This is a genomic window from Streptomyces sp. NBC_00316, from assembly GCF_036158715.1.
In the GTDB taxonomy this organism is placed as follows: domain Bacteria; phylum Actinomycetota; class Actinomycetes; order Streptomycetales; family Streptomycetaceae; genus Streptomyces.
Window position 1 is genome coordinate 5,448,645 of sequence record NZ_CP108023.1, and the last position, 26,555, is coordinate 5,475,199.

A 26,555-nucleotide genomic window follows, 5' to 3' on the forward strand; every position below is an offset into this window, starting at 1 on the left:
AGTCTGTCAGGCGAAGCCTGATCGTTGGTGGGGTGGTGGCGGGCGACGGGTGGGCTGTCAGGCGAAGCCTGATCGTTGGTGGGGTGGTGGCGGGCGACGGGTGGGCTGTCAGGCGGGTACGACGTCGGCGGCCGTCGGGGCGCACTGCGCCGCGTGCATCGGCATCTCGGTCAGACCCGGGTAGTAGATGTGCAGGCTGACGGCCGGTTCGAGGGAGTCGTTGACCACTTCGTGGACATATCCGGGCGCGAAGACGCGCTGCGCGCCTGGTTCCAGCGATCGGCTGCCGCGCTCCGTGCGCTCGGTCAACTCTCCTTCCAGGACGGTCAGTACGCCGGAGGAGAGTCCGTGGTCGTGCATCCCGCTGCCCTGGCCGGGGACCCAGCTGAGCAGCCACACCTCGTAGCCCGGGCCCGTGCGGAGCCGGTGGTACCAGCGGGTGGTCGCGTCGTACTGGACGAGCGGCGCCCACTGCGCGCGGTCGGCGGCGATGGTGCGGGCGAGCCCGGCGAACTCGGCCACCGTGGCCGGGTGGGTGCGTGCGGGCTGGAGGAGGTGCTGAACCTCAAGGATGTCGCCGGCGATCTGAAGGTCGCTGTCGCTGTTCATGGATGCGGTGGTTCCTCGGCAAGGGAGTGCGGGGCCTGGGTGCAGTCGCAGATGCGGGGGTGTCGCGTGGACCGGAGGCCGTGGGAACCGAACCGCTCGGCGGACGAGGCCGCAGAGAAGCCGGCGAGGGCCGGGTCCGAGGAAGAGCCGTGACTAGCTGGAGCGCGAGGGCATCGACAGCGGGGACGGCATCAACAGCTGAGACAGCTGGAACAGCAACAGAGAGCCTGGACAGCGGTACGGAACCCACGGATGTGGGTGACGCGGGTCGCTGACTTTGCTGGCATGGCACCAAGCAGAACCGAGCAAAGGTCCCGCTGTCAACCCAATGCCCGATTTGGGGGCAATGTTTCACCTCATCCGGTTACTCCAGTCGGAGAAAGGTTTGTGCAGTGATTGCAGCGGAGATGTGGCGCAACAACCGTGCCCGTAAACGTCGCAGCGGTCTCGTGACCCGACTGTGATCTTGATCGCTTCGGTGATCGAATCGAAACATGGTCGCGCTTTCGGGCGTCTCACTCTGTGGCGGACGGGGGTGCGGTGAAGCCCGTGGCATATGTCAGTTTTTTTGGTGATTTGCACACTTTCCGCTTACGCTTGGTTCCGCAGAGTGAATACCGGACCCAATAGCAGATCTCCGCTTGACTGGCCCGGATCCACACACTTGTAATTTCACTCGTGTCGTTCTGCCGAATCGATAACGGCTGCATCACGGGGACGCAAGAGACAGACGAGGGGCGCACATGACCGAGCTGTTCCAGCAACTGCTGGTCGAGGACGCGGACGAGGAACTCGGCTGGCAGGAGCGCGCACTGTGCGCCCAGACCGATCCCGAGTCCTTCTTCCCCGAGAAGGGCGGATCCACCCGCGAGGCCAAGAAGGTCTGCCTCGCCTGCGAAGTCCGCTCCGAATGCCTTGAGTACGCCCTTTCGAATGACGAACGGTTCGGAATCTGGGGCGGTCTTTCCGAACGGGAACGCCGACGCCTGAAGAAGGCCGCGGTCTGACCGCGGAGCCCGGGCGCGACGCCGGGAAGGCCCGCGCACGACGCCGGCAGAGCCCGGCCGGCCCACGGACCGCTCGCCCGCCGGACCGGATGTACCGGAACGCCCCGGCCGCCGGAGCGCCACAGCCACGCTCCGCGCCCCACCCCGGACCACACCCACGACCACATCACGGACCGCCCCGGACTCCGCTCCGGCACCCCGGCCGCCATGGCCCGTCACCTGCATCCTGCCCGCAGGTGACGGGCCTTTTCTCTGTCCGCGGCCCTGCCCAGGGCCAGGCCGCCGCCCTGCCCACCGCCCCGCACCCGGACCGGTCGTACCACCTTGCTGCCGCCCTCTCTCACCCGCTCGGCGCCGCCCCGGCTGTCCGTACCGTTAGTGTGGGGCCCCGTCCGAGACGCGCCAACGCCCCGACGGAGCGCGCGTGTACACCGATGCAGCCCCTGGGGGGACCGCCCCCCGGACCTGGCCGGAGGGCCCGTACCTCGATGTCCGTGCACAGCCAATCGACGGCGCCGTACGCGGCTGCCGCCGCCCCAGAGTTCCCCCGGCATGTCGTCACCGCCGTGCTCGTCTCCCATGACGGCGCACGCTGGCTGCCCGACGTGCTCGCCGGGCTGCTCGGGCAGGAACGCCCCGTACAGGACGTCGTCGCCGCCGACACCGGCAGCGCCGACGACTCCGCGCGGCTGGTCACCGAGGCGCTCGGCGCCGAACGCGTCCTGCACCTCGCACGCCGTACGAGCTTCGGCACGGCCGTCGACGAGGCGGTCCGCACGGTCGGTGAACTCACCCCCGACGACCTGCCGTACCTCAAGCGCCCCAGCGGCTGGGACCCGGTCACCAGGAGCTGGCGCGACGACGCCTACGACCTGCCCGAGCTGCCGCACGGCGAACCGGTGCAGTGGCTCTGGCTGCTCCACGACGACTGCGCTCCCGAGCCCGACGCGCTCGCCGAGATGCTGCGCGTCGTCGACACCGACCACCACGCCGCGATCGTCGGTCCCAAGCTCCGCGGCTGGTACGACCGCAGGCAGCTCCTCGAGGTCGGCGTCTCCATCGCCAACAGCGGGCGCCGCTGGACCGGACTCGACCGGCGTGAACAGGACCAGGGCCAGCACGACCAGGTCCGTACCGTGCTGTCCGTGTCCTCCGCCGGCATGCTGATCCGCCGCGACGTCTGGGAGGAGCTCGGCGGGTTCGACCGCAGACTCCCGCTGATGCGTGACGACGTCGACCTCTGCTGGCGCGCGCACGCCGCCGGACACCGGGTGCTCGTCGCCCCCGACGCCATACTCCGGCATGCCGAGGCCTCCGCCCGGGAACGCCGCCCCATCGACTGCGCCGGCCGCTTCGTCGCCTCCCCGCACCGCGTGGACAAGGCCGGCGCCGTCTACACGATGCTCGTCAACGCCCGCGGCAAGATGCTTCCGTGGGTCCTGCTCAGGCTCGTCCTCGGGACCCTGCTGCGTACCCTCGCCTACCTCGTCGGCAAGGTGCCGGGACAGGCACTCGACGAGGTCGCCGGCCTCTTCGGCACGCTGCTGCGGCCGGGCAGGATCTTCGCGGCCCGGCGCAGGCGCGGCTCGGGTGTGGTGGACCCGGCCGAGCTGCGCGGGCTGTTCCCGCCGCCCGGCGCGACCGTCCGCGCCACCTTCGAACAGGTCGCCGGGAACTTCGGCAGCGGATCCGATGCCGACTCGGGCGGCTCGCGGCACGGCGCCGTCGAGTCCGGACCGGGCGGTGACGATGCCGACTTCCTCGAGATCGAGCAGTTCGCTCGGCTGAAGCGGATCGGCCGCAAGCCGGGCCCGGTGCTCTTCGCCGTCCTGCTCCTCGTCTCGCTCGTCGCCTGCCGCGACCTCCTCGGCGGCGGTGCGCTGGCGGGCGGCGCCCTGCTGCCCGCACCGGCCGACGTCTCCGACCTGTGGGGGCGGTACGCGGACGGCTGGCACCCGATCGGCACCGGCGGCACCCAGACCGCACCGCCCTATCTCGCCGTGCTCTCCGCCCTGTCCGCGCTGTTCCTCGGCTCGACCGGCTTCGCCCTCACGCTGCTGCTGGTCTGCTCGGTCCCGCTCGCCGGACTCACCGCGTACTTCGTCTCCCGCCCGCTGCTCGAATCGCGGCTGCTGCGGGCCTGGGCGAGCATCGCGTACGCCTTCCTGCCCGCCGCGACCGGTGCCCTCGCGACCGGCCGCCTCGGCACCGCCGTACTGGCGATCCTGCTTCCGCTGATCGCCCGCGCCGCCGTCTCCGCGTACGGGATCCGCCACGGCGGGTACGCCCGTGGCAGCTGGCGCGCCACCTGGGCGTACACCCTGCTGCTGACCCTCACGATGGCCTTCACACCCGTCGTCTGGCCGCTCGCCGTGGTCCTCGGCATCGGCGTCCTCGCACTGCGCCGCGACGAGATCACCGCGTACGGGCTCCGCTTCCTCGCCACGATCGGCACACCGCTGCTCGTCCTCGCGCCGTGGTCGGTGTCGCTGCTCGGCAACCCCTCGTCGTTCCTGAAGGAAGCGGGCCTGGAGTTCGGTACGGGCACGGCCTCCGCGCTCGATCTGCTCGGCATCAGCCCCGGTGGACCGAAGGCCGCGGGCGGTCTGCTGCTGCTCGGCATCGTGCTCGCCGCACTGGCCGCGCTGATGCGTGGAGAGCGCCGGTTCGCGGTCCGCGCCGCCTGGGTCGTCGCACTCGTCGCCCTGGTCTTCGCCGGGCTCACCAACGGCTCCGGCTGGGCCGGACCCGCCACCCTCGTCTACGGCATCGCGCTGATCGTTGCCGCGCTCGTCGGCGCGGACGGCGCCCGGGTGCGCGTCGCGGAGCTCAGCTTCGGCTGGCGCCAGCCCGTCGCCGCACTGATCGCCCTTGCCGCGGTGCTGGCCCCCGCGCTGGCCGCGGCCGGCTGGATGATCGGCGGCGCCGCCGGCCCGCTGGAGCGCCGGGATCCGGTGCAGGTGCCCGCGTTCGTCGCGGAGGAGAGCAGCACCCGCGACCAGCCCCGCACCCTGGTGCTCGACGGCACCTCGCCCGCCTCCGTCTCGTACGCCCTGGTCCGCGGCTCCGGCGCGCGCCTCGGCGACGCCGAGCTGGCCGAGTCGGGCGGCTCCAACAGCCACCTGGACAAGGTCGTCGCCAATCTGGTCGCGGGCTCCGGCGCCGACCAGGGCAGCCAGCTCAGCGGATTCGCGATCCGTTACGTACTCGTACGGGACGGCGCACCGCGCGAGATGAGCCGGGTGCTCGACGCGACCCCGGGACTGAGCCGGCTCAGCCAGCTGGACGGCAGCGCGCTGTGGCGGGTGGACCGCCAGATCGCCCGGATCATGATCGTCCCGCCCGGTGCCGGCAGCGAACAGCTGCCCGTCGGCTCCCAGCCCGTCGAGGCACACTCCAAGATCCCGGCGGGCGGTTCCGGCCGGGTGCTGCGGATCGCCGACGCGGCCGACTCCGGCTGGCAGGCCACGCTCAACGGCCGGGCGCTGACCGGCAAGACGGTTGACGGCTGGGCGCAGGGCTTCGAGCTGCCCGCCGAGGGCGGCAGTCTGGACCTCACGTACGAGACGCCGATCACGCACACCGCATGGATCTGGGCCCAGGCGGCGCTCGGCGTGGTCCTGCTGGTCCTGGCCCTGCCGGGCCGCCGCCGGGAGATCGACGACGACCTGCCCGAGGAGTCCGTGACGGTTCCGGCGGAGCCGGTCGCGGGCGAGGGACGCCGGGCCCGCAGGCTGCGCGCGGCCGCGCAGGCGGAAGCGGCGGCCGAGGACGACGGCGAGGACGGGGAGCAGCTTCCGGAGGAAGAGGGGGAGTACGACCCCGCCCGGCAGACGACCGACCCGTACGCGCAGCAGCCGGACGACGGGGACCCGTACGCGCCGCAGGGCGAGACACAGGATCCCTACGCGCCGCAGGGCGACGACGGCCGGTACGCGTCCGTGCCGCAGCAACAGCAGTACGGCGATTGGGATGCGCAGCAGTACCGGAACGCCGACTACGCGCAGTACCAGGGCGAGCAGCAGCCCACCGCGGCCGACCCGTACCAGCAGGGCGCAGCCCCGGTGTACGACCCGTACGGCTACCCGCAGCAGCAGTACGACCAGGGTCAGGGTCAGTACGACCAGGGCCAGGGCCAGTACGACCAGAACCAGGGTCAGTACGAGCAGGGCCTGTACAACCCGTACGAGCAGGGCGCCTACGACCCGCAGGCGCAGTACGACCAACAGGCCCCGTACGACCCGCAGCACCCCGACGAGAACCCCGCCCCGGTCCAGAACCCATGGCCGACCGGCAACGCATCGCGAGGCGAGTCCGAGTGAAGTCCACCCATCTGTCCCTCATCGCGGGCACCGTAGCCCTCGCCGCCGTCACCGGATTCGCCGCGCTCACCGCACCGGGTGACGCGGGAGCCACGGGGGCGACCGCCGCCGCGCGGCTGCCCGTGGAGCGCTCCAGCCTGCTCTGCCCGGCACCGGGCCTCTCGGAGCTCGCGGAGACGACGTACACGTCCTTCACCCCGGCGAGCGAGGGCGGCGGAGAAGCGGGCACCGCGGAACTGAAGCCGTCCGTTCCCACCACGGGGGACGCGGGCGACGACACCACCGCCAAGAAGGACACGAAGAAGAAGAAGGAGGACTCCGGCAAGCCGGTCGTCTCCCTCAAGGAGCCCGGCAAACCGGTCACCGCCGACGCGTCCGGCGCCGACGCCCCCGCCCTGGTCGGTACCGCCACCGGCCGGCTGGCCCCCGGCTGGACCACCCAGCAGACCACCACGGTCGTCGCGGGCGCGTCCCGCGGCCTGCTCGGGCTCAGCTGCACCGGCCCCGACACGGACTTCTGGTTCCCGGCAGCCAGCACCGCGAAGTCCCGTGAGGACTACGTGCACCTGACCAATCCGGACGACACCGCCGCCGTCGCCGACATCGAGCTGTACGGGCCGGACGGCTCGCTCAAATCCGATGTGGGGGAGGGCATCACGGTCCCGGCCAGGTCCAGCGTCCCGGTCCTGATCTCCACCCTGACCAATGTGGCCGCCGACGACGTGACGGTCCACGTCACCACCCGTACCGGACGGGTCGGCGCGGTCGTCAGGGCGGCGGGCGACAACATGGGCAGCGACTGGCTCACCGCCTCCGTCGACCCGGCGGGCACCCTGGTCCTCCCCGGCATCCCGGCGGACGCCACCTCCGTACGGCTGGTCGCCTTCGCCCCCGGCGAGGACGACGCCGACCTGAAGGTGAAGCTGCTGGGCAGGACCGGCGCGATCTCGCCGGCCGGGCACGAGGACCTCCACGTCAAGTCCAACATGACCGCGGGCGTCGACCTGAAGGACATCACCAGGGGTGAAGCGGGCTCCCTGCTGCTGACCCCGGCACAGAGCGGAAAGGCCACCCCGGTGGTGGCCGCGCTGCGTGTGGTCCGCGGCACCGGCGACAAGCAGGAGGTCGCGTACATCCCGGCGACCGGACCGGTGGGCGCACAGGCCACCGTGGCCGACAACCGGGCCAAGGGCTCGACCCTCCTGCTCACCGCACCGGGCGCCACCGGCACGGTGAAGGTCACGGCGTCCGCAGGCAGCGGCGGCGGGGAGCGAACCGTCAAGACGTACACGGTGAAGGGCGGCACGACGCTCGCGGTCACCCCGCAGGTACCGGCCGGGCTCAAGGGAAGCTACGCGCTGACCGTCGAGACGGAGTCGGGCGGTCCGGTGCACGCCGCACGCACGCTCGCTCTGCCGGAGGACGGCATCCCGATGTTCACGGTGCAGACCCTGCCGGACGACGGCGGAACGGTCGAGGTGCCCGCGGCCGAGCAGGACCTCTCGGTCCTGGACGACTGAGCGATCGGTACGGGGCGGCGCCGGACGAGGCACCGCCCCGTACCCCGCTCACGGACGCTCAGTCCTGTCCGTACCGCGGATCCACCGACTCCGGCGACAGTCCGAGCAGCTCCGCGACCTGCTCCACCACGACTTCGTGCACGAGCACCGCACGTTCGTCGCGGTTCTTGGTCCGGATCTCGACGGGGCGCCGGTAGACGACGATCTGCGCGGGCCGGTCCTTCCCCGCGGACACCGCGCGCCCGAGCGGCACGGTCTCCTCCTGCGTCCCCGGCACATCGAGGACCATGAAGTCGACATCGGCCAGTTGCGGCCAGCGCCGCTCCAGCCGCTCCACCGAATCCTGTACGAGATCGCGGAAGGTTTCCGCCCTGCTGACCGAGAGCGGCACCTGAGGCGGGGCCACGGGGCCGCGCATGCCGCGGCCATGGCGGTCCCTGCGCCGCGGACGCGGCTCGGATCGCGGCTCGGACGGGTGGGGCGGCGGTACAGGACTGTCCATCACCGACGCAGCGTAACTCCCGGCGGGGCAGGCGGATCGCCGCTCACCGTCAGGGCAGTCGCATGTCCGCTGTTGAACATTCCAGCCAAGCTTGAGCCCGTTTCAGGCCCTGCCTGTGATCACTGATCTCTTGCGTAATGACAGCTTATGTACCAAGTGGTGACCGAAATCGTTGCCGTTGCGACCTGCACTTCTCTCCTCCGGCGCAGGTCAGGGTAGTTGCCCGAAAGGTGGTTGTGCCGGACGTCACAGTACGACACGGTGGGGTGACCTGAGGGAGAGTCGTCGCAGCCCGCTCAAGAGTGCGGTACCGTCCAACATCGTGAGCCCTGTACGTCGCTGTTCGCGCACCGCGTGCGGCCGCCCTGCCGTCGCGACACTGACGTACGTCTATGCCGACTCGACTGCGGTCCTCGGCCCGCTCGCCACCTACGCCGAACCCCACTGCTACGACCTCTGTGCCGAGCACGGTGAGCGGCTGACCGCGCCGCGAGGCTGGGAAGTGGTCCGCCTCTCGGACCCCTCCGTGCCCGCGCGCCCCAGCGGTGACGATCTCGAAGCGCTTGCCAACGCCGTACGGGAAGCGGCGCGTCCGCACGACCGGGCGGCCGAGGCCAGGGGTGGCGGCTCGCACGCCGCGGACCCGATGGAGGTCGCGCGCCGTGGCCATCTTCGGGTGCTGCGCTCGCCGGATTCCTGACCGCGGAGTACTGCTGGGCGTCCCCCGCCCATGATTTCCCGTGACAAGTTTTCACGTACGGGCCATTGACCAGAACTTGTCGTGGACACGACTATTCCCTCACTCGTGAGAAACAACTTTCCGCATCGCGGAATCGGGGGAGGTCAGTGTGTTTGTCCAGCAACTCCAACCCATGGCCGACTCGCTCGCCCTGTCCGCTCTGGTCGCAGCGCTTCCCCTGGTCACCGTGCTGGTCCTGCTCGGGGCGGTCCGGATGCAGGCGCATCGCGCCGGACTCATCGGCCTCGCCGTCGCGATAGCCGTCGGCTCGCTCGCGTACGGCATGCCTCTCGGGCAGACCCTCTCCGCAGGCGCTCAGGGCGTGCTCTTCGGGCTCTTCCCCATCATGTGGATCGTCGTCAACGCCCTCTGGGTGTACCGGATGACCGTACGCACCCAGCACTTCGACATCCTCCGCCGCTCCTTCGGGCGGCTCTCGGACGACCCTCGCATCCAGGCGCTGGTCATCGCCTTCTGCTTCGGCGCGCTCCTCGAAGCCCTCGCCGGATTCGGCGCGCCTGTCGCGATCTCCTCCGTGATGCTGGTGGCGCTCGGCTTCGACCCGGTGAAGGCCGCCGTCGTCTCGCTCGTGGCCAACACCGCACCGGTCGCGTTCGGCGCCATGGGCACCCCCGTGGTGACGCTCGCCCAGGTCACCGGGCTGCCGCTGGACGACGTGGCCTCCGTCGTGGGCCGCCAGACCCCGCTGCTGGCCCTCCTCGTTCCCCTGATCCTGGTCTTCCTGGTGGACGGAAGGCGCGGGCTGCGCGAGACCTGGCTGCCCGCGCTCGTCTGCGGAATCGCCTTCGCCGGCGCCCAGTTCGCCGCATCCAACTACGTCTCTGCCCAACTCGCGGACATCGCCGCCGCGCTCGTGGGCGCGGCAGCGCTGATGGCCGTCCCCGGGGCACGCAGGCCGGCCGAGGAACCGGTGCGTGCGGCAGTCCTGACAGGCGTACGGAGCGGGGACCTCGATCACGAGGACCCGCACCGGGAAGTGCTGCGCGCCTACGTCCCGTACGCCCTCATCGTCGCCGTCTTCTCCATCGCCCAGATCCCGCCGGTCAAGGAGCTGCTGGCCGACGCGACCCGGATCTTCGACTGGCCCTTCCTCGACGTCGCGAACCCGGCGGGCAAGCCGGTCGGCGCCAACCTCTTCACGCTCCCGGTCATCGCCACGGGCGGCACCCTCGTCCTGCTGGCTGGCCTGGTCACCACCGTCGTGCTCGGCGTACGGCCCCGGGACGCGGCGCGCGAGTGGGCGGCCACGGTGTACGAACTGCGGTACGCGATCCTCACCGTGACCTCCGTACTGGCACTCGCGTACGTCATGAACCTCTCCGGGCAGGCGGCCACGATCGGCCAGTTCGTGGCTGCGGCGGGCGCCGGACTGGCCTTCTTCTCGCCGGTGCTCGGCTGGTTCGGCGTCGCGGTCTCCGGCTCCGACACCTCCGCGAACGCACTCTTCGGCGCACTCCAGGTCTCGGCGGCGCGCGAATCGGGTCTCTCCCCGGAGCTGCTTGCCGCGGCGAACAGCTCCGGCGGGGTGCTCGGCAAGATGATCTCCCCGCAGAACCTGACGATCGCGTGCGCGGCGGTCGGTCTGGCCGGACGCGAGGGGGACCTGCTGCGCAAGGTGCTGCCGTGGAGCCTGGGCCTGCTGCTGGTGATGTGCCTGATCGTGCTGGCGCAGAGCACGACGGTGCTGGGCTGGATGCTGCCCTGAGCACGGGATCGGGACCGACCTCCGATTGACGGCGGTGCGACATCCCTGCTGTGCCCCGGTCACCGTGGGCACAGCAGGGCAGCCGCACCGCCGCGCCCCTGCACCACCGCTCAGCCGGAAGACCCCACGGCCTGCCCGAACGGTCGCCGGGTAGTTTGGGCGGTCCGCAGAGATCTCAGGAGGACGGGCCCGTGGCTGCTGATCTGTCGCAGATCGTCAAGGCGTACGACGTGCGCGGAGTCGTGCCCGACCAGTGGGACGAATCGCTGGCCGAGCAGTTCGGCGCGGCGTTCGTCGAGGTGACGGACGCCGAGGCGATCGTGATCGGCCACGACATGCGGCCTTCGTCGCCCGGCCTCTCGGCGGCGTTTGCGCGCGGTGCCGCGGCGCGCGGGGCGGACGTCACCCTCATCGGCCTCTGCTCGACCGACCAGCTGTACTTCGCCTCCGGCAGCCTCGGCCTGCCCGGCGCGATGTTCACCGCCTCGCACAATCCGGCGCAGTACAACGGCATCAAGCTGTGCCGGGCGGGCGCCGCACCGGTCGGACAGGACACCGGGCTCTCCGAGATCCGCGCCCTGATCGAGAAGTGGGCCGAGCAGGGCGTACCGCAGCCGGTCTCCGCCCCCGGCACCGTCACCGAGCGCGACACGCTCGCCGACTATGCGGACCACCTGCTGTCCCTGGTCGACCTGACGTCCCTCCGGCCCCTGAAGGTGGTGGTCGATGCGGGCAACGGCATGGGCGGCCACACCGTCCCCACGGTCTTCGCGGGCCTCCCGGTCGAGCTCGTACCGATGTACTTCGAACTCGACGGAACGTTCCCCAACCACGAGGCCAACCCCCTCGACCCGAAGAACCTCGTCGACCTCCAGGCCCGCGTGCTGGCCGAGGGCGCCGACCTGGGCCTCGCGTTCGACGGTGACGCGGACCGCTGCTTCGTCGTCGACGAACGTGGCGCGGGTGTCTCCCCGTCCGCGATCACCGCTCTGGTCGCGGCCCGCGAACTCGACCGGAACGGCGGCAAGGGCACCGTCATCCACAACCTGATCACGTCCTGGTCGGTCCCCGAGGTCGTCCGCGAACACGGCGGCACCCCGGTCCGCACCCGTGTCGGCCACTCCTTCATCAAGGCGGAGATGGCCGCACACGGCGCGATCTTCGGCGGCGAACACTCCGCGCACTACTACTTCCGCGACTTCTGGAACGCCGACACGGGCATGCTCGCCGCCCTCCACGTCCTGGCCGCCCTCGGCGGCCAGCCGGGGACGCTGTCGGAGCTGGTCGCCCAGTACGACCGCTACACGGGCTCCGGCGAGATCAACTCCACGGTCGACGACCAGCCGGCCCGTACGGCGGCGGTACGCGCCTCGTTCGCGACCCGCGACAACATCACGTTCGACGAACTCGACGGCCTGACGGTGACGGCACCGGACTGGTGGTTCAACCTCCGCGCCTCCAACACGGAACCGCTGCTGCGCCTGAACGTGGAGGCCCGGGACGAGGGCACGATGACGTCGGTACGGGACGAGGTCCTGACGCTGATCCGCCGCACCGGCCAGGCCTCCGGCACGTCCGGCAGCCCGAGCTAGCCCGGCGGTCCCGGCCGGTCCGGGGATCCGAGCCCGTCCGCGGTCCCGGACCGCGCATCCCCCCTGCCCGCAGCCCCGTACCGGGCGGAAGTCCGGCCCGTCCGGCGTTCGAGGACCGTGGTCCGGGGCGGGGCCCCGGTGCGGAAGGGGTGGGCAGGGGAACAGGCACGCCGCAGGGCCCGGACCCGTACTCCACCCGAACCGCTCCGCAACCACCGCGCCCCTGGCCGGGCCGCGCCCCCGCCACCCCGGCGGTAGGCTGACGTCGCCTGATCCGCGAGAACCCGAACCCTCTGTTCGAATGCTTGAAGGGACTCACCCCATGCCGCTCGAAGCCGGCCTCCTGGAGATCCTCGCCTGCCCGGCCTGCCACTCCCCGCTCGACGACCGGTCGGCAGCCGAAAGCCCTGAACTGGTCTGCACCGGCACGGACTGCGGCCTGGCCTACCCGGTACGGGACGGTATCCCCGTCCTCCTCGTCGACGAGGCCCGCCGCCCCGCGTGACGCGAGGCGCGGGAACGCCGGCTCACACCGGCACAGCGCCCCACCCCCGTACACCCGCAGCACTGCCGCCCCGCACCCCGCACGGTGATCCGCACGTGATCGGAGGCCCGTCCCCATGCTCGACGAGTCGTTGCTCGACGCCCCGGAAGCCCTGGCCCGAGCCGACCGCCGCGGTCTGCTCCGTGGCGCCGCCGAGGCGGGGGCCCGCGTCCGTACCGCCGCCCGGCACGCGGCGGAGGCCGGGATCGCGGAGCTGACCCCGGAAGGCCGCCCCCGCGCCGTCCTGGTCGCAGGCTCCGGTACCGCCGCATCCGGCGTCGCCGACCTGATCACCGCGCTGGCGGGCGCCTCCGCGCCCGTCACCCGTATCCACCCCACGGGTGTCGCACCAGCCGCGGGTGCCATGCGCTGGACGCTCCCCGGCTGGGCCGGCTCCGTCGACCTGCTGCTCATCGTCACGGCCGACGGCTCCGAACCGGGGCTCGCGCTGCTCGCCGAACAGGCCTACCGGCGCGGCTGCACGGTCGTCGCCGTCGCCCCCCGGCAGTCCCCGCTGCGCGAGGCGGTCGACGGGGCACACGGTCTCGTCGTACCGATGGCGTCCGCCCCGCACGGCGAGTACGACGCCGAGACGTCGGCCGCGGGCCCCGGAACGCTGTGGGCCCTGTTCACACCGCTGCTCGCACTGCTCGACCGGGTCGGCCTGATCACCGCATCCGCCGAGGCGCTGCAGAGCGTCGCCGACCGCCTCGACCGCACCGCGGAACGCTGCGGGCCGGCCATTGCCACGTACAGCAACCCGGCCAAGACGCTTGCCGCGGAGCTTGCCGGCAGCCTGCCCCTGGTGTGGACGGAAGGCGACGCGGCGGGACCGGTCGGGCGCCGGTTCGCTGCAGTACTGGCCGAGCTGTCGGGCCGTCCCGCTCTCGCCGCCGAGCTCCCCGAGGCACTCCCCGCCCACGGGGCGCTGCTGGCGGGCAGCTTCGCCGCCGGGGCCGACCCGGACGACTTCTTCCGCGACCGGGTCGACGAGACGGAGCCCCTGCACGCCCGCGTCGTCCTGCTCCGCGACCGGCCCACGGGCGGACTGAGCGCGGCCCCTGCCGCCCGTGAACTCGCCCTCGGCCACGACACGGCGATCAGCGAACTCGAACCGGAGGAGGGCAGCGAACTCGAATCCCTCGCGGAACTCCTCGCAGTCACCGACTTCGCCGCGGTCTACCTGGCCCTGGCCTCGACAGCCCACGCCTGACCGCACCTGCCCGACCGCCGCCGCCCTGCCCCGCACGGCCACCGCACCGCGCCACCCACCACCGCATTTCACGAGGACGAACTCGCCATGGACCGGCTCTCCAACACCGTGCGCCCTTACGCCTGGGGCTCCACCACCGCCATTCCCGAGCTGCTCGGCATCGACCCCACCGGTGAGCCCCAGGCCGAGATGTGGATGGGAGCCCACCCCGGCGCACCCTCCCGGCTCACCCGCATAGCCGCCAACGGCACCGCAGCAGCCCCCGCCGAGCAGCCCCTCACCGACATCATCGCCGCCGACCCGGAGCGCGAGCTGGGCCCGGCCACCGTCGCGAAGTTCGGCCCCCGCCTCCCCTTCCTCCTCAAGCTGCTCGCCGCCGGCGCCCCTCTCTCGCTGCAGGTCCATCCCGACCTCGCACAGGCCAAGCGGGGCTACGAGGACGAGGAGCGCCGGGCCGTTCCCATCGACGCACCCCACCGCACGTACAAGGACGCCAACCACAAGCCCGAACTGATCTGCGCACTCACCCCCTTCGACGGCCTCTGCGGCTTCCGCAGGCCCTCCGAGGCGGCAGAGGCCATGTCGGCACTCGGGGTCGACTCCCTCAAGCCGTACGTCGATCTCCTCGGCGCCCACCCCGAAGAGGCGGCCCTGCGCGAGGTACTCACGGCGATCCTCACCGCGGACCCCGCCGAGATGGCCGAGACGGTGACCGCCGCGGCCACCGCCGCCGAACGCCTCGGTGGCGCCCACGCTCCGTACGCCCGGATCGCACACCACTTCCCCGGTGACCCCGGCGTCATCGCGGCGATGCTGCTGAACTACGTACAACTCCAGCCCGGCGAAGCCCTGTTCCTCGGTGCCGGCGTACCGCACGCCTACCTCGGCGGCCTCGGCGTCGAGATCATGGCGAACTCGGACAACGTGCTGCGCTGCGGACTGACGCCCAAGCACATCGACGTCCCCGAACTGCTGAGCATCGTCCGCTTCGAGGCGACCGACCCCGGCATCCTGCGTCCCGAGGCGTCGCCTTCCGGCGAGGAGCTGTACGAGACCCCGGTCGACGAGTTCCGGCTGTCGCGCTTCGACCTGTCACCCGGCGCAGCCCCCGTCGACCTGACCAGGTCCACCCCTCAGATCCTGCTCTGCACCGCGGGCGCACCCCGCGTCGGCACCCTCGATCTCGCCCCCGGAGCCTCGGTCTTCGTGCCGTCGGGGGAAACGGTCGAAGCGTCCGGTACCGGGACACTGTTCCGGGCCACAGTGGTGGCCTGACGTACCGTCCGCATCAGCGGCTGCAACAATGTCCGGCCGTACCGCGGCGCCAGGGCCGCAGCACCGAAGAAGGGACACCAGGCACCCATGAGTGCGTCAGGCGGAACCAAGGCGATCGTGGCGGCACTCGCCGCGAACCTCGCAATCGCAGTGGCCAAATTCGTGGCGTTCCTGTTCAGTGGCTCGTCATCGATGCTCGCGGAGAGTGTCCACTCGGTCGCCGACTCGGGCAACCAGGGGCTGCTGCTGCTCGGCGGCAAGAAGTCCCAGCGCGAAGCCACCCCCCAGCACCCCTTCGGCTACGGCCGCGAGCGGTACATCTACGCCTTCCTCGTCTCCATCGTCCTGTTCTCGGTCGGTGGCATGTTCGCGGTCTACGAGGGTTACGAGAAGATCCTGCACCCGCACGAGCTCGAGGCCTGGTACTGGCCGGTCGGCGTGCTGGTCTTCGCGATCATCGCCGAGGGCTTCTCCTTCCGGACCGCCATCAAGGAGTCCAACGAGAGCCGCGGCAAGCTCACCTGGACCCAGTTCGTCCGCCGGGCCAAGGCCCCTGAGCTGCCGGTCGTCCTGCTGGAGGACCTCGGCGCACTGATCGGTCTGGTGCTCGCCCTGTTCGGTGTGGGCCTGACGCTCGCGACCGGCGACGGCGTCTGGGACGGCATCGGCACCCTCTGCATCGGCATCCTGCTGATCACCATCGCGATCGTCCTCGCAGCAGAGACGAAGTCCCTGCTGCTCGGCGAGGCCGCCGACACCGACCAGGTCGACAAGATCAAGGCCGCGGCCGTCGACGGCGAAACCGTCACCCGCATCATCCACATGCGTACGCTCCACCTCGGCCCTGAAGAACTGCTGGTCGCTGCCAAGATCGCGGTCCAGCACGACGACACGGCCGCCGAGGTCGCCCGCGCCATCGACGCCGCCGAGTCCCGCATCCGCGAAGCGGTCCCGATCGCCCGGGTCATCTATCTGGAACCGGACATCTTCAACGAGGCGGCCGCCGCAGCAGGCACCAACCCGGCCAGGACCCCGGACGCCCCGACGCAACCCGAGCACTGACCCCTACGGCCCACGAGTCCCCGCTCCGATCACTGTTCCGACCGCTCCCGGCCCCGGGTGGGCTGGGAGCGGTCGGGCCGTTCGGTGTAGATTCGGTGACAGTGCCAGACGTCGCTGCTGATGGCGGTCGGCCGCTCCGCGCATGCGGACCGGGCGAGGGAGAGAGGGCCTCCGACGGATGCGCTGCGAGCGCCCGGGCATTCGTATGCCCGCCGCCGCAGAGCCAACCGTGCCCATCCCTCGACCCCATTACGAGGAGCAGCCCGTTATGACGACGGTCGCCAATCGACAGGACTTCAAGGTCGCCGACCTCTCCCTCGCGGAGTTCGGCCGCAAGGAGATCACGCTGGCCGAGCACGAGATGCCCGGCCTGATGTCGATCCGCAAGGAGTACGCCGCCACGCAGCCGCTGGCCGGCGCCCGCATCACCGGCTCGCTGCACATGACCGTGCAGACCGCCGTGCTCATCGAGACCCTGGTCGCCCTCGGCGCCGAGGTCCGCTGGGCCTCCTGCAACATCTTCTCCACCCAGGACCACGCCGCCGCGGCCATCGCCGTCGGCCCGAACGGCACCCCGGACGCCCCCGCCGGCGTCCCGGTCTTCGCCTGGAAGGGCGAGACGCTCGAGGAGTACTGGTGGTGCACGGAGCAGGCGCTGACCTGGCCGAACACCCCCACCGGCGGCCCGAACATGATCCTCGACGACGGTGGTGACGCCACCCTCCTCGTCCACAAGGGCGTCGAGTTCGAGAAGGCCGGTGCGGCCCCGGACCCGTCGACCGCGGACAGCGAGGAGTACGGCCACATCCTCACCCTGCTGAACCGCACCCTCGGCGAGTCCCCGCAGAAGTGGACCCAGCTGGCGTCCGAGATCCGCGGCGTCACCGAGGAGACCACGACGGGGGTGCACCGGCTGTACGAGATGCACCGCGACGGCACCCTCCTCTTCCCGGCGATCAACGTCAATGACGCCGTCACGAAGTCGAAGTTCGACAACAAGTACGGCTGCCGTCACTCCCTGATCGACGGCATCAACCGCGCCACCGATGTCCTGATCGGTGGCAAGACCGCCGTCGTCTGCGGCTACGGCGATGTGGGCAAGGGCTGCGCGGAGTCCCTGCGCGGCCAGGGCGCCCGGGTGATCATCACCGAGATCGACCCGATCTGCGCGCTGCAGGCGGCGATGGACGGCTACCAGGTCGCCACGCTCGACGACGTCGTCGCGCAGGCCGACATCTTCGTCACCACGACGGGCAACAAGGACATCATCATGGCCGCCGACATGGCCAAGATGAAGCACCAGGCGATCGTCGGGAACATCGGTCACTTCGACAACGAGATCGACATGGCCGGCCTCGCGAAGATCGACGGGATCGTCAAGGACGAGGTCAAGCCGCAGGTCCACACCTGGACGTTCCCCGACGGCAAGGTCATCATCGTGCTGTCCGAGGGCCGCCTGCTGAACCTGGGCAACGCCACCGGTCACCCGTCGTTCGTGATGTCCAACTCGTTCGCGGACCAGACCCTGGCCCAGATCGAGCTGTTCACCAAGCCCGAGGAGTACCCGACCGACGTCTACGTGCTGCCCAAGCACCTCGACGAGAAGGTCGCCCGCCTCCACCTCGCCGCGCTCGGCGTGAAGCTCACGACGCTCCGTCCCGAGCAGGCCGCGTACATCGGCGTCGAGGTCGAGGGTCCGTACAAGCCCGACCACTACCGCTACTGATCCGGCACCCGTCCCGTCCGTCGGTGACCACACAGCCCACCCCCGATTGGTGAGCAGCCACTGACGGACGGAACAGCCGCAGACTCAGCAGCAGATACGCGCGCAGGCCCCCGCACCCCCGTGTCGGGGGCCTGCGCCGTACCGCACCCGCACAGCCCGAGGAACCCGAAGGACCCCATGCCACGCGGCCGTTATTCGCTCCACGATCCCCACGACCACACCCCCCTCGGCGAAGAACACTTCCACTGCGCCCCCGGCCCCTCCGGCTGGCGTTACGTCTCCCAGACCATCGCCCCCTCCGGCGACCACCTCGGCTCCGTCGACCTGGCCCTCGACGAACTCGGCCGCCCCATCCGCCTCGAACTCCACGCCGCGAGCTGGCAGATCCGCGGCGCCGCCCTCGAAGGCGTCACCTGGGTCCGCACCGACCCGACCGGCACTCACGCCACCGAAGGCAACGTCCGCGCCCACGGCTTCACCGGCACATCCCCCGCGTTCCTCATCGCGACTTCACGCCTGCTGCGCCTCACCCCCGGTTCCCCCGCGACCCGCGTCCGCCTCGTCGCCTTCACGGACCCGGTCCTCGCCCCCCGTACCGTCGACCAGTCCTGGGCCCTGGTGAACAGTGAAGCGCACGCCACTGACAACGGCCCTCTGACAGTGGACGAATACCAGGTCAACGCCCTGGACACCGGTGAACAGCACACCATCCACATCGCCGGCGACGTAGTCCTCTCGGCCCCGGGCATCGAGCTCGAGGACCTGGAAACCCCGCCCTCGCCGCGCTGAAGGCTGCCCCGCAGTCCCTGGCGGACGCACGACGACAGCTGAGGCACCTCGCCGCGTTGCCGGGACAGCCGAACACGCCCCGCCTGAAGACGTCCCTCCGTCCGGTGATGCACCGCATCTGACGCCGCGCGCTGATCCGTCAGGGATGACGGCACAGCCCTCAGGCAGGCGGCGCGAACCCGGTACCGGTCCGCCTGCCTCCCGACTCCTCCACCCCGGAATCCCCGGAACTCGTGGAGCCGGCAGATCCCACAGGGGTCGCAGGCGCCTCGCCCACCACAGGGCCCGCCGGTGCGGCCCAGCCGACCGCCGCCGCTGATGCCACGGCTCCGATCGCCGTTGGCGGCCCCGAACCGGCGCCCACGGGCCCTTGCCCCGGGGCAGCGCCCTGAGCAGGGGCGAACACCCGTCGCGCATCCCGCGCCTGCCGTTCGTTCACCACCCCGGCCAGGTACGCCGCGGCCGGCACCTCCGGCGGCGCAGGAACCCCCGTACGCGCCACCAGCTCACCGGCCAGCCGCTCGGCCATCGACCACCCGACCTCCGCATCGAGCTGGTGCATCCGTGTCAGGTACTGCCGTATCGCCAGCCACAGCTCGTCCGGCACCGCCGACAGGTCCAGCCCGGCGAACCGCCCGACCAGCCACGGCGGCGGAGGCGGTACGGCAACCCCGCGGCCCGAGGGCACCCGCTCCCGCACGACGAGCGTCCCCGCGAAGACATCCCCGAGCCGCCGCCCCCGGGCCGACACCAGCGACGCGGTGCACGCGACAACGCCGAGCGTCATCAGAATCTCGACGACCCCCATCGCCCCGCGCATCAGCGCGTGCCGGAAACGGATCGGCCCGCCGTCGTCCCGCACCACCCGCAGCCCACACGCGATCTTTCCCAGTGAACGCCCGTGGCTGAGTGTCTCGACCGCGATCGGCGCGCCCACGAGGACCAGCAGAAAGGTCGCGACGGCAATGGCCGCACTCGCCGCCTCGTCCAGTGACGCCGTCGCAACGGCCAACCCGATCGACACCAGGATGAACGCGATCCAGACCGCGACCAGATCGATCGCCAGAGCCAATGCCCGGCTCGGCAGTTTCGCGGGCCGCAGCCCCAGTACGACCGCGTCCCCGGTCACCAGCTCACTCATCGCCCGCCCACCCTTCGCCGACCTTCCCTGCTCCTCGCGCGCCCAGTCTGCCAAGCTGACCCGCAGCGCGCCGCAGTTGTACGGACCCGTACGCACCCATGCCTGGAGCAGCAGCCGACCATGGACCTCGACGTCTTCGTGAACGCCCACCGCACCGAGTGGGACCGCCTGGACCACCTTCTGCACCGTGGGCGCCGGCTCACCGGCACGGAAGCCGACGAGCTCGTCGCCCTCTACCAGCGCACGGCCACGCACCTCTCGCTGATCCAGTCCAGCGCCCCGGACCCGCTGCTCACTGCGCGCCTCACTCAACTGGTGGCCCGCGCCCGGTCCACCGTGACGGGCACCCGCCGGTCCTCCTGGCGCGACGCCACCCGCTTTCTGACAGCGGGTTTCCCCGCCGCCGTCTACCGCTCCCGGCACTGGTGGATACCCACGGCCGTCCTCTCGACGTTGCTGGCCGCACTCATGGGCTGGTGGATCGGTACGCACCCGGAAGTCCAGTCGGCCATCGCCGCCCCGGACGACCTCCGTCGCCTGACCAGCCCCGGCGGGGAGTACGAGACGTATTACTCCAGCCATCCGGCAGCCTCGTTCGCGGCCCAGGTCTGGACGAACAACGCCCAGGCCGCCGCGATGTGCCTGGTCCTGGGGGCGTTTCTCTGTCTCCCGGTGATCTGGATCCTGTTCGCCAACGTCCTCAACCTTGCGATCGGCATCGGCCTGATGTCGTCGGCCGGCCGTCTCGACACCTTCCTCGGCCTCGTCCTCCCGCACGGCCTGCTCGAACTCACCGCGGTATTCGTCGCAGCCGGTACCGGTCTCCGCCTCGGCTGGACGGTCATCGACCCCGGCCCACAGACCCGCCGATCGGCCCTCGCCCAGCAGGGCCGGGCCGCGATCGGCATGGCGATAGGCCTGGCCCTGGTCCTGTTGGTCTCGGGTGTCATCGAAGGCTTCGTCACCCCGTCGGGCCTGCCGACCTGGACGCGCATAGCCATCGGCATAGCGGCCGAGCTGGCCTTCCTCACCTACGTCTATGTCCTGGGCGGCCGAGCAGCCCGAGCCGGCGACACGGGAGATCTCGACGCCACCGAGCGAAGCGCCGAGCTTCCCGCTGCAGCCTGATGTGCGTACGACCCCGCTGACCTGCTAGTCTGCTCCTTGCCCCGAAACGCTGTTGACACGGCGGACGGGTGGAGGTAGATTCAAACGGTTGAGTCGGACTGGACAAGTCGGGACTCGGCGATTAGCATCTATCTCGCTCTCACTGGAAATTGAATTCCTGAAGAGCCGTCGATTCCCTTATCCGGAGCATGAAGCCGATTAGCTCGGCCGAAATGCTTCTGATAATGTCGAATCCGCCGAAAGGTAAGGCCTCTCCAAAGGCCGCCGGAATCAAATTCGAACCGGAAACGGAAGCGAAAAAGATTCTGGTAACGTTGGAGCCGCTGGAAAGGGAAACGCGAAAGCGGAAACCTTGAAAGCGAAACCCGCTGACTGGGAATCGGACACGAAAGAGTCTGATAGAGTCGGGAACGCAAGACCGAAGGGAAAAGCCCGGAGGAAAGCCCGCGAGGGTGAGTACAAAGGAAGCGTCCGTTCCTTGAGAACTCAACAGCGTGCCAAAAGTCAACGCCAGATATGTTGATACCCCGGCCTGTTTCGGCAGGTTGGTGGTTCCTTTGAAAGTCCTGCCGGGCCCTTGTGGTTCCGGTGGGCAATTTACACAGCGAGGACGCTGTGAACGACCGGTCCTATTCCGACCGGTTGTTCCGCTCTCGTGTGTGTCGTCCCGATTACGGGAAAACATTCACGGAGAGTTTGATCCTGGCTCAGGACGAACGCTGGCGGCGTGCTTAACACATGCAAGTCGAACGATGAAGCCCTTCGGGGTGGATTAGTGGCGAACGGGTGAGTAACACGTGGGCAATCTGCCCTTCACTCTGGGACAAGCCCTGGAAACGGGGTCTAATACCGGATAACACTCTGTCCCGCATGGGACGGGGTTGAAAGCTCCGGCGGTGAAGGATGAGCCCGCGGCCTATCAGCTTGTTGGTGGGGTGATGGCCTACCAAGGCGACGACGGGTAGCCGGCCTGAGAGGGCGACCGGCCACACTGGGACTGAGACACGGCCCAGACTCCTACGGGAGGCAGCAGTGGGGAATATTGCACAATGGGCGAAAGCCTGATGCAGCGACGCCGCGTGAGGGATGACGGCCTTCGGGTTGTAAACCTCTTTCAGCAGGGAAGAAGCGAGAGTGACGGTACCTGCAGAAGAAGCGCCGGCTAACTACGTGCCAGCAGCCGCGGTAATACGTAGGGCGCAAGCGTTGTCCGGAATTATTGGGCGTAAAGAGCTCGTAGGCGGCTTGTTGCGTCGGTTGTGAAAGCCCGGGGCTTAACCCCGGGTCTGCAGTCGATACGGGCAGGCTAGAGTGTGGTAGGGGAGATCGGAATTCCTGGTGTAGCGGTGAAATGCGCAGATATCAGGAGGAACACCGGTGGCGAAGGCGGATCTCTGGGCCATTACTGACGCTGAGGAGCGAAAGCGTGGGGAGCGAACAGGATTAGATACCCTGGTAGTCCACGCCGTAAACGTTGGGAACTAGGTGTTGGCGACATTCCACGTCGTCGGTGCCGCAGCTAACGCATTAAGTTCCCCGCCTGGGGAGTACGGCCGCAAGGCTAAAACTCAAAGGAATTGACGGGGGCCCGCACAAGCAGCGGAGCATGTGGCTTAATTCGACGCAACGCGAAGAACCTTACCAAGGCTTGACATATACCGGAAAGCATCAGAGATGGTGCCCCCCTTGTGGTCGGTATACAGGTGGTGCATGGCTGTCGTCAGCTCGTGTCGTGAGATGTTGGGTTAAGTCCCGCAACGAGCGCAACCCTTGTTCTGTGTTGCCAGCATGCCCTTCGGGGTGATGGGGACTCACAGGAGACTGCCGGGGTCAACTCGGAGGAAGGTGGGGACGACGTCAAGTCATCATGCCCCTTATGTCTTGGGCTGCACACGTGCTACAATGGCCGGTACAATGAGCTGCGATGCCGCGAGGCGGAGCGAATCTCAAAAAGCCGGTCTCAGTTCGGATTGGGGTCTGCAACTCGACCCCATGAAGTCGGAGTTGCTAGTAATCGCAGATCAGCATTGCTGCGGTGAATACGTTCCCGGGCCTTGTACACACCGCCCGTCACGTCACGAAAGTCGGTAACACCCGAAGCCGGTGGCCCAACCCCTTGTGGGAGGGAGCTGTCGAAGGTGGGACTGGCGATTGGGACGAAGTCGTAACAAGGTAGCCGTACCGGAAGGTGCGGCTGGATCACCTCCTTTCTAAGGAGCACTTCTTACCAAGCTTGCTTGGTCAGAGGCCACTACGTCGGCAAATGTTCGACGGTGGTTGCTCATGGGTGGAACGTTGACTATTCGGCACGGTTCTTCGGGATCACTAGTACTGCTTCGGCGTGGAACGTGAATCGTGAGGGGTCGTGTCGGGCACGTTGTTGGGTATCTGAGGGTACGGGCTCGTTTGAGTCTGTTCCTTCGGTTGCCGGCCCCAGTGAACTCACCTGTAAGGGTGGGGTGATGGGTGGCTGGTCGTTGTTTGAGAACTGCACAGTGGACGCGAGCATCTGTGGCCAAGTTTTTAAGGGCGCACGGTGGATGCCTTGGCACCAGGAACCGATGAAGGACGTGGGAGGCCACGATAGGCCCCGGGGAGCTGTCAACCGAGCTTTGATCCGGGGGTGTCCGAATGGGGAAACCCGGCAGTCGTCATGGGCTGTCACCCGCTGCTGAACACATAGGCAGTGTGGAGGGAACGAGGGGAAGTGAAACATCTCAGTACCCTCAGGAAGAGAAAACAACCGTGATTCCGGGAGTAGTGGCGAGCGAAACTGGATGAGGCCAAACCGTATGCGTGTGATACCCGGCAGGGGTTGCGCATGCGGGGTTGTGGGATCTCTCTTTTGCGGTCTGCCGGCCGTGAGACGAGTCAGAAACCGTTGATGTAGGCGAAGGACATGCGAAAGGTCCGGCGTAGAGGGTAAGACCCCCGTAGCTGAAACATTGACGGCTCGTTTGAGAGACACCCAAGTAGCACGGGGCCCGAGAAATCCCGTGTGAATCTGGCGGGACCACCCGCTAAGCCTAAATATTCCCTGGTGACCGATAGCGGATAGTACCGTGAGGGAATGGTGAAAAGTACCGCGGGAGCGGAGTGAAATAGTACCTGAAACCGTGTGCCTACAAGCCGTGGGAGCGTCGCTCACATCTTCGGATGTGGGTCGTGACTGCGTGCCTTTTGAAGAATGAGCCTGCGAGTTTGCGGTGTGTTGCGAGGTTAACCCGTGTGGGGAAGCCGTAGCGAAAGCGAGTCCGAATAGGGCGTTTTAGTAGCACGCTCAAGACCCGAAGCGGAGTGATCTAGCCATGGGCAGGTTGAAGCGGAGGTAAGACTTCGTGGAGGACCGAACCCACCAGGGTTGAAAACCTGGGGGATGACCTGTGGTTAGGGGTGAAAGGCCAATCAAACTCCGTGATAGCTGGTTCTCCCCGAAATGCATTTAGGTGCAGCGTCGTGTGTTTCTTGCCGGAGGTAGAGCACTGGATAGGCGATGGGCCCTACCGGGTTACTGACCTTAGCCAAACTCCGAATGCCGGTAAGTGAGAGCACGGCAGTGAGACTGTGGGGGATAAGCTCCATGGTCGAGAGGGAAACAGCCCAGAGCATCGACTAAGGCCCCTAAGCGTACGCTAAGTGGGAAAGGATGTGGAGTCGCAGAGACAACCAGGAGGTTGGCTTAGAAGCAGCCACCCTTGAAAGAGTGCGTAATAGCTCACTGGTCAAGTGATTCCGCGCCGACAATGTAGCGGGGCTCAAGCGTACCGCCGAAGTCGTGTCATTCGTACATATATCCCCAACGGGAGTACGGATGGGTAGGGGAGCGTCGTGTGCCGGGTGAAGCAGCCGCGGAAGCGAGTTGTGGACGGTTCACGAGTGAGAATGCAGGCATGAGTAGCGATACACACGTGAGAAACGTGTGCGCCGATTGACTAAGGGTTCCTGGGTCAAGCTGATCTGCCCAGGGTAAGTCGGGACCTAAGGCGAGGCCGACAGGCGTAGTCGATGGACAACCGGTTGATATTCCGGTACCCGCTTTGAAACGCCCAATACTGAGCCCATTAATGCTAAGGCCGTGAAGCCGTTCCGGACCCTTCGGGGAAAGGAAAGTGGTGGAGCCGCTGAACCAAGGTGGTAGTAGGTAAGCGATGGGGTGACGCAGGAAGGTAGTCCAGCCCGGGCGGTGGTAGTCCCGGGGTAAGGGTGTAGGGCGTGTGGTAGGTAAATCCGTCACACATGAGTCTGAGACCTGATGCCGAGCCGATTGTGGCGAAGTGGATGATCCTATGCTGTCGAGAAAAGCCTCTAGCGAGTTTCATGGCGGCCCGTACCCTAAACCGACTCAGGTGGTCAGGTAGAGAATACCGAGGCGTTCGGGTGAACTATGGTTAAGGAACTCGGCAAAATGCCCCCGTAACTTCGGGAGAAGGGGGGCCATCACTGGTGATTGGATTTACTCCATGAGCTGGGGGTGGCCGCAGAGACCAGCGAGAAGCGACTGTTTACTAAAAACACAGGTCCGTGCGAAGCCGTAAGGCGATGTATACGGACTGACGCCTGCCCGGTGCTGGAACGTTAAGGGGACCGGTTAGCTGACTTTCGGGTCGGCGAAGCTGAGAACTTAAGCGCCAGTAAACGGCGGTGGTAACTATAACCATCCTAAGGTAGCGAAATTCCTTGTCGGGTAAGTTCCGACCTGCACGAATGGCGTAACGACTTCTCGACTGTCTCAACCATAGGCCCGGTGAAATTGCACTACGAGTAAAGATGCTCGTTTCGCGCAGCAGGACGGAAAGACCCCGGGACCTTTACTACAGTTTGATATTGGTGTTCGGTTCGGCTTGTGTAGGATAGGTGGGAGACTTTGAAGCAGCCACGCCAGTGGTTGTGGAGTCGCCGTTGAAATACCACTCTGGTCGTGCTGGATGTCTAACCTGGGTCCGTGATCCGGATCAGGGACAGTGTCTGATGGGTAGTTTAACTGGGGCGGTTGCCTCCTAAAGAGTAACGGAGGCGCCCAAAGGTTCCCTCAGCCTGGTTGGCAATCAGGTGTTGAGTGTAAGTGCACAAGGGAGCTTGACTGTGAGACCGACGGGTCGAGCAGGGACGAAAGTCGGGACTAGTGATCCGGCAGTGGCTTGTGGAAGCGCTGTCGCTCAACGGATAAAAGGTACCCCGGGGATAACAGGCTGATCTTCCCCAAGAGTCCATATCGACGGGATGGTTTGGCACCTCGATGTCGGCTCGTCGCATCCTGGGGCTGGAGTCGGTCCCAAGGGTTGGGCTGTTCGCCCATTAAAGCGGTACGCGAGCTGGGTTTAGAACGTCGTGAGACAGTTCGGTCCCTATCCGCTGCGCGCGTAGGAATATTGAGAAGGGCTGTCCCTAGTACGAGAGGACCGGGACGGACGAACCTCTGGTGTGCCAGTTGTCCTGCCAAGGGCATGGCTGGTTGGCTACGTTCGGAAAGGATAACCGCTGAAAGCATCTAAGCGGGAAGCCTGCTTCGAGATGAGTATTCCCACCCCCTTTGAGGGGTTAAGGCTCCCAGTAGACGACTGGGTTGATAGGCCAGATGTGGAAGCCCGGTAACGGGTGGAGCTGACTGGTACTAATAGGCCGAGGGCTTGTCCTCAGTTGCTCGCGTCCACTGTGTTAGT

General features: G+C 68.2%; 16 protein-coding genes and 2 rRNA genes. 15 read left to right on the forward strand and 3 right to left on the reverse strand.

From position 1 onward, the window contains the following. Window positions 1-108: 108 nt before the first annotated feature. On the reverse strand, window positions 109-609 hold the full coding sequence (locus tag OG878_RS24310; RefSeq protein ID WP_328888730.1) for a cysteine dioxygenase: 501 nt from the start codon (window positions 607-609) through the stop codon (window positions 109-111). Window positions 610-1,352: 743 nt separating this feature from the next. Here OG878_RS24310 and OG878_RS24315 point away from each other — a divergent pair. From OG878_RS24315 to OG878_RS24325, 3 genes are all read left to right on the forward strand, one after another. Further along, on the forward strand, window positions 1,353-1,616 hold the full coding sequence (locus OG878_RS24315; RefSeq protein WP_030927001.1) for a WhiB family transcriptional regulator: 264 nt from the start codon (window positions 1,353-1,355) through the stop codon (window positions 1,614-1,616). A 488-nt stretch (window positions 1,617-2,104) separates the two neighbouring features. Next, a complete protein-coding gene (locus OG878_RS24320) occupies window positions 2,105-5,938 on the forward strand; it encodes a glycosyltransferase (protein WP_328888731.1) in 3,834 nt (1,277 codons plus the stop codon). After that, on the forward strand, window positions 5,935-7,458 hold the full coding sequence (locus OG878_RS24325) for a DUF5719 family protein (protein WP_328888732.1): 1,524 nt from the start codon (window positions 5,935-5,937) through the stop codon (window positions 7,456-7,458). The genes OG878_RS24320 and OG878_RS24325 overlap by 4 nt, the downstream gene beginning before the upstream one ends. Window positions 7,459-7,516: 58 nt before the next feature. Here the strand turns inward: OG878_RS24325 and OG878_RS24330 are convergent, their stop codons facing one another. Continuing rightward, window positions 7,517-7,960, reverse strand: a complete 444-nt coding sequence (locus OG878_RS24330; protein ID WP_328888733.1) for a metallopeptidase family protein — start codon at window positions 7,958-7,960, stop codon at window positions 7,517-7,519. Window positions 7,961-8,282: 322 nt separating this feature from the next. Between OG878_RS24330 and OG878_RS24335 the strand changes: the two genes are divergently transcribed. The 9 genes from OG878_RS24335 to OG878_RS24375 all read left to right on the forward strand — a co-directional run bounded on the left by OG878_RS24335 (window position 8,283) and on the right by OG878_RS24375 (window position 18,626). Further along, window positions 8,283-8,660 carry a DUF3499 domain-containing protein gene (locus OG878_RS24335; RefSeq protein ID WP_328888734.1) on the forward strand — a complete coding sequence of 126 codons (378 nt, stop codon included), beginning with the start codon at window positions 8,283-8,285 and terminating at the stop codon, window positions 8,658-8,660. A 148-nt stretch (window positions 8,661-8,808) separates the two neighbouring features. Beyond that, a complete protein-coding gene (locus OG878_RS24340) occupies window positions 8,809-10,425 on the forward strand; it encodes an L-lactate permease (protein WP_328888735.1) in 1,617 nt (538 codons plus the stop codon). Window positions 10,426-10,616: 191 nt separating this feature from the next. Then, window positions 10,617-12,017 carry a phosphomannomutase/phosphoglucomutase gene (locus tag OG878_RS24345; protein ID WP_328888736.1) on the forward strand — a complete coding sequence of 467 codons (1,401 nt, stop codon included), beginning with the start codon at window positions 10,617-10,619 and terminating at the stop codon, window positions 12,015-12,017. Window positions 12,018-12,339: 322 nt separating this feature from the next. Further along, window positions 12,340-12,522 (forward strand): Trm112 family protein, encoded by a 183-nt coding sequence (locus OG878_RS24350; RefSeq protein WP_277326520.1) that lies wholly within the window; start codon window positions 12,340-12,342, stop codon window positions 12,520-12,522. A gap of 115 nt (window positions 12,523-12,637) precedes the next feature. After that, complete coding sequence (locus OG878_RS24355) at window positions 12,638-13,774, forward strand: SIS domain-containing protein (RefSeq protein WP_328888737.1); 1,137 nt, start codon at window positions 12,638-12,640, stop codon at window positions 13,772-13,774. Window positions 13,775-13,861: 87 nt separating this feature from the next. Then, a complete protein-coding gene (gene manA, locus OG878_RS24360; RefSeq protein WP_328888738.1) occupies window positions 13,862-15,049 on the forward strand; it encodes a mannose-6-phosphate isomerase, class I in 1,188 nt (395 codons plus the stop codon). Window positions 15,050-15,136: 87 nt separating this feature from the next. After that, complete coding sequence (locus tag OG878_RS24365; protein WP_328888739.1) at window positions 15,137-16,111, forward strand: cation diffusion facilitator family transporter; 975 nt, start codon at window positions 15,137-15,139, stop codon at window positions 16,109-16,111. Window positions 16,112-16,379: 268 nt separating this feature from the next. Continuing rightward, on the forward strand, window positions 16,380-17,837 hold the full coding sequence (ahcY, locus tag OG878_RS24370) for an adenosylhomocysteinase (protein ID WP_328888740.1): 1,458 nt from the start codon (window positions 16,380-16,382) through the stop codon (window positions 17,835-17,837). A gap of 177 nt (window positions 17,838-18,014) precedes the next feature. Further along, window positions 18,015-18,626: a hypothetical protein gene (locus tag OG878_RS24375; RefSeq protein WP_328888741.1), complete on the forward strand. Its 612-nt coding sequence runs from the start codon at window positions 18,015-18,017 to the stop codon at window positions 18,624-18,626. Between the two features lie 160 nt (window positions 18,627-18,786). Here OG878_RS24375 and OG878_RS24380 read toward each other — a convergent pair whose 3' ends face one another. Further along, window positions 18,787-19,767 (reverse strand): RDD family protein, encoded by a 981-nt coding sequence (locus tag OG878_RS24380; protein ID WP_328891369.1) that lies wholly within the window; start codon window positions 19,765-19,767, stop codon window positions 18,787-18,789. A gap of 120 nt (window positions 19,768-19,887) precedes the next feature. On the opposite strand from OG878_RS24380, the gene OG878_RS24385 reads away from it, so the two are divergent. From OG878_RS24385 to OG878_RS24395, 3 genes are all read left to right on the forward strand, one after another. Beyond that, window positions 19,888-20,895 (forward strand): stage II sporulation protein M, encoded by a 1,008-nt coding sequence (locus tag OG878_RS24385; protein ID WP_328888742.1) that lies wholly within the window; start codon window positions 19,888-19,890, stop codon window positions 20,893-20,895. Between the two features lie 684 nt (window positions 20,896-21,579). Next, window positions 21,580-23,105: ribosomal RNA gene (locus OG878_RS24390) — 16S ribosomal RNA — on the forward strand. A 303-nt stretch (window positions 23,106-23,408) separates the two neighbouring features. Continuing rightward, a 23S ribosomal RNA gene (locus tag OG878_RS24395) occupies window positions 23,409-26,530 on the forward strand. Together the 16S and 23S rRNA genes form the textbook arrangement of a ribosomal RNA operon. Window positions 26,531-26,555 lie beyond the last annotated feature (25 nt).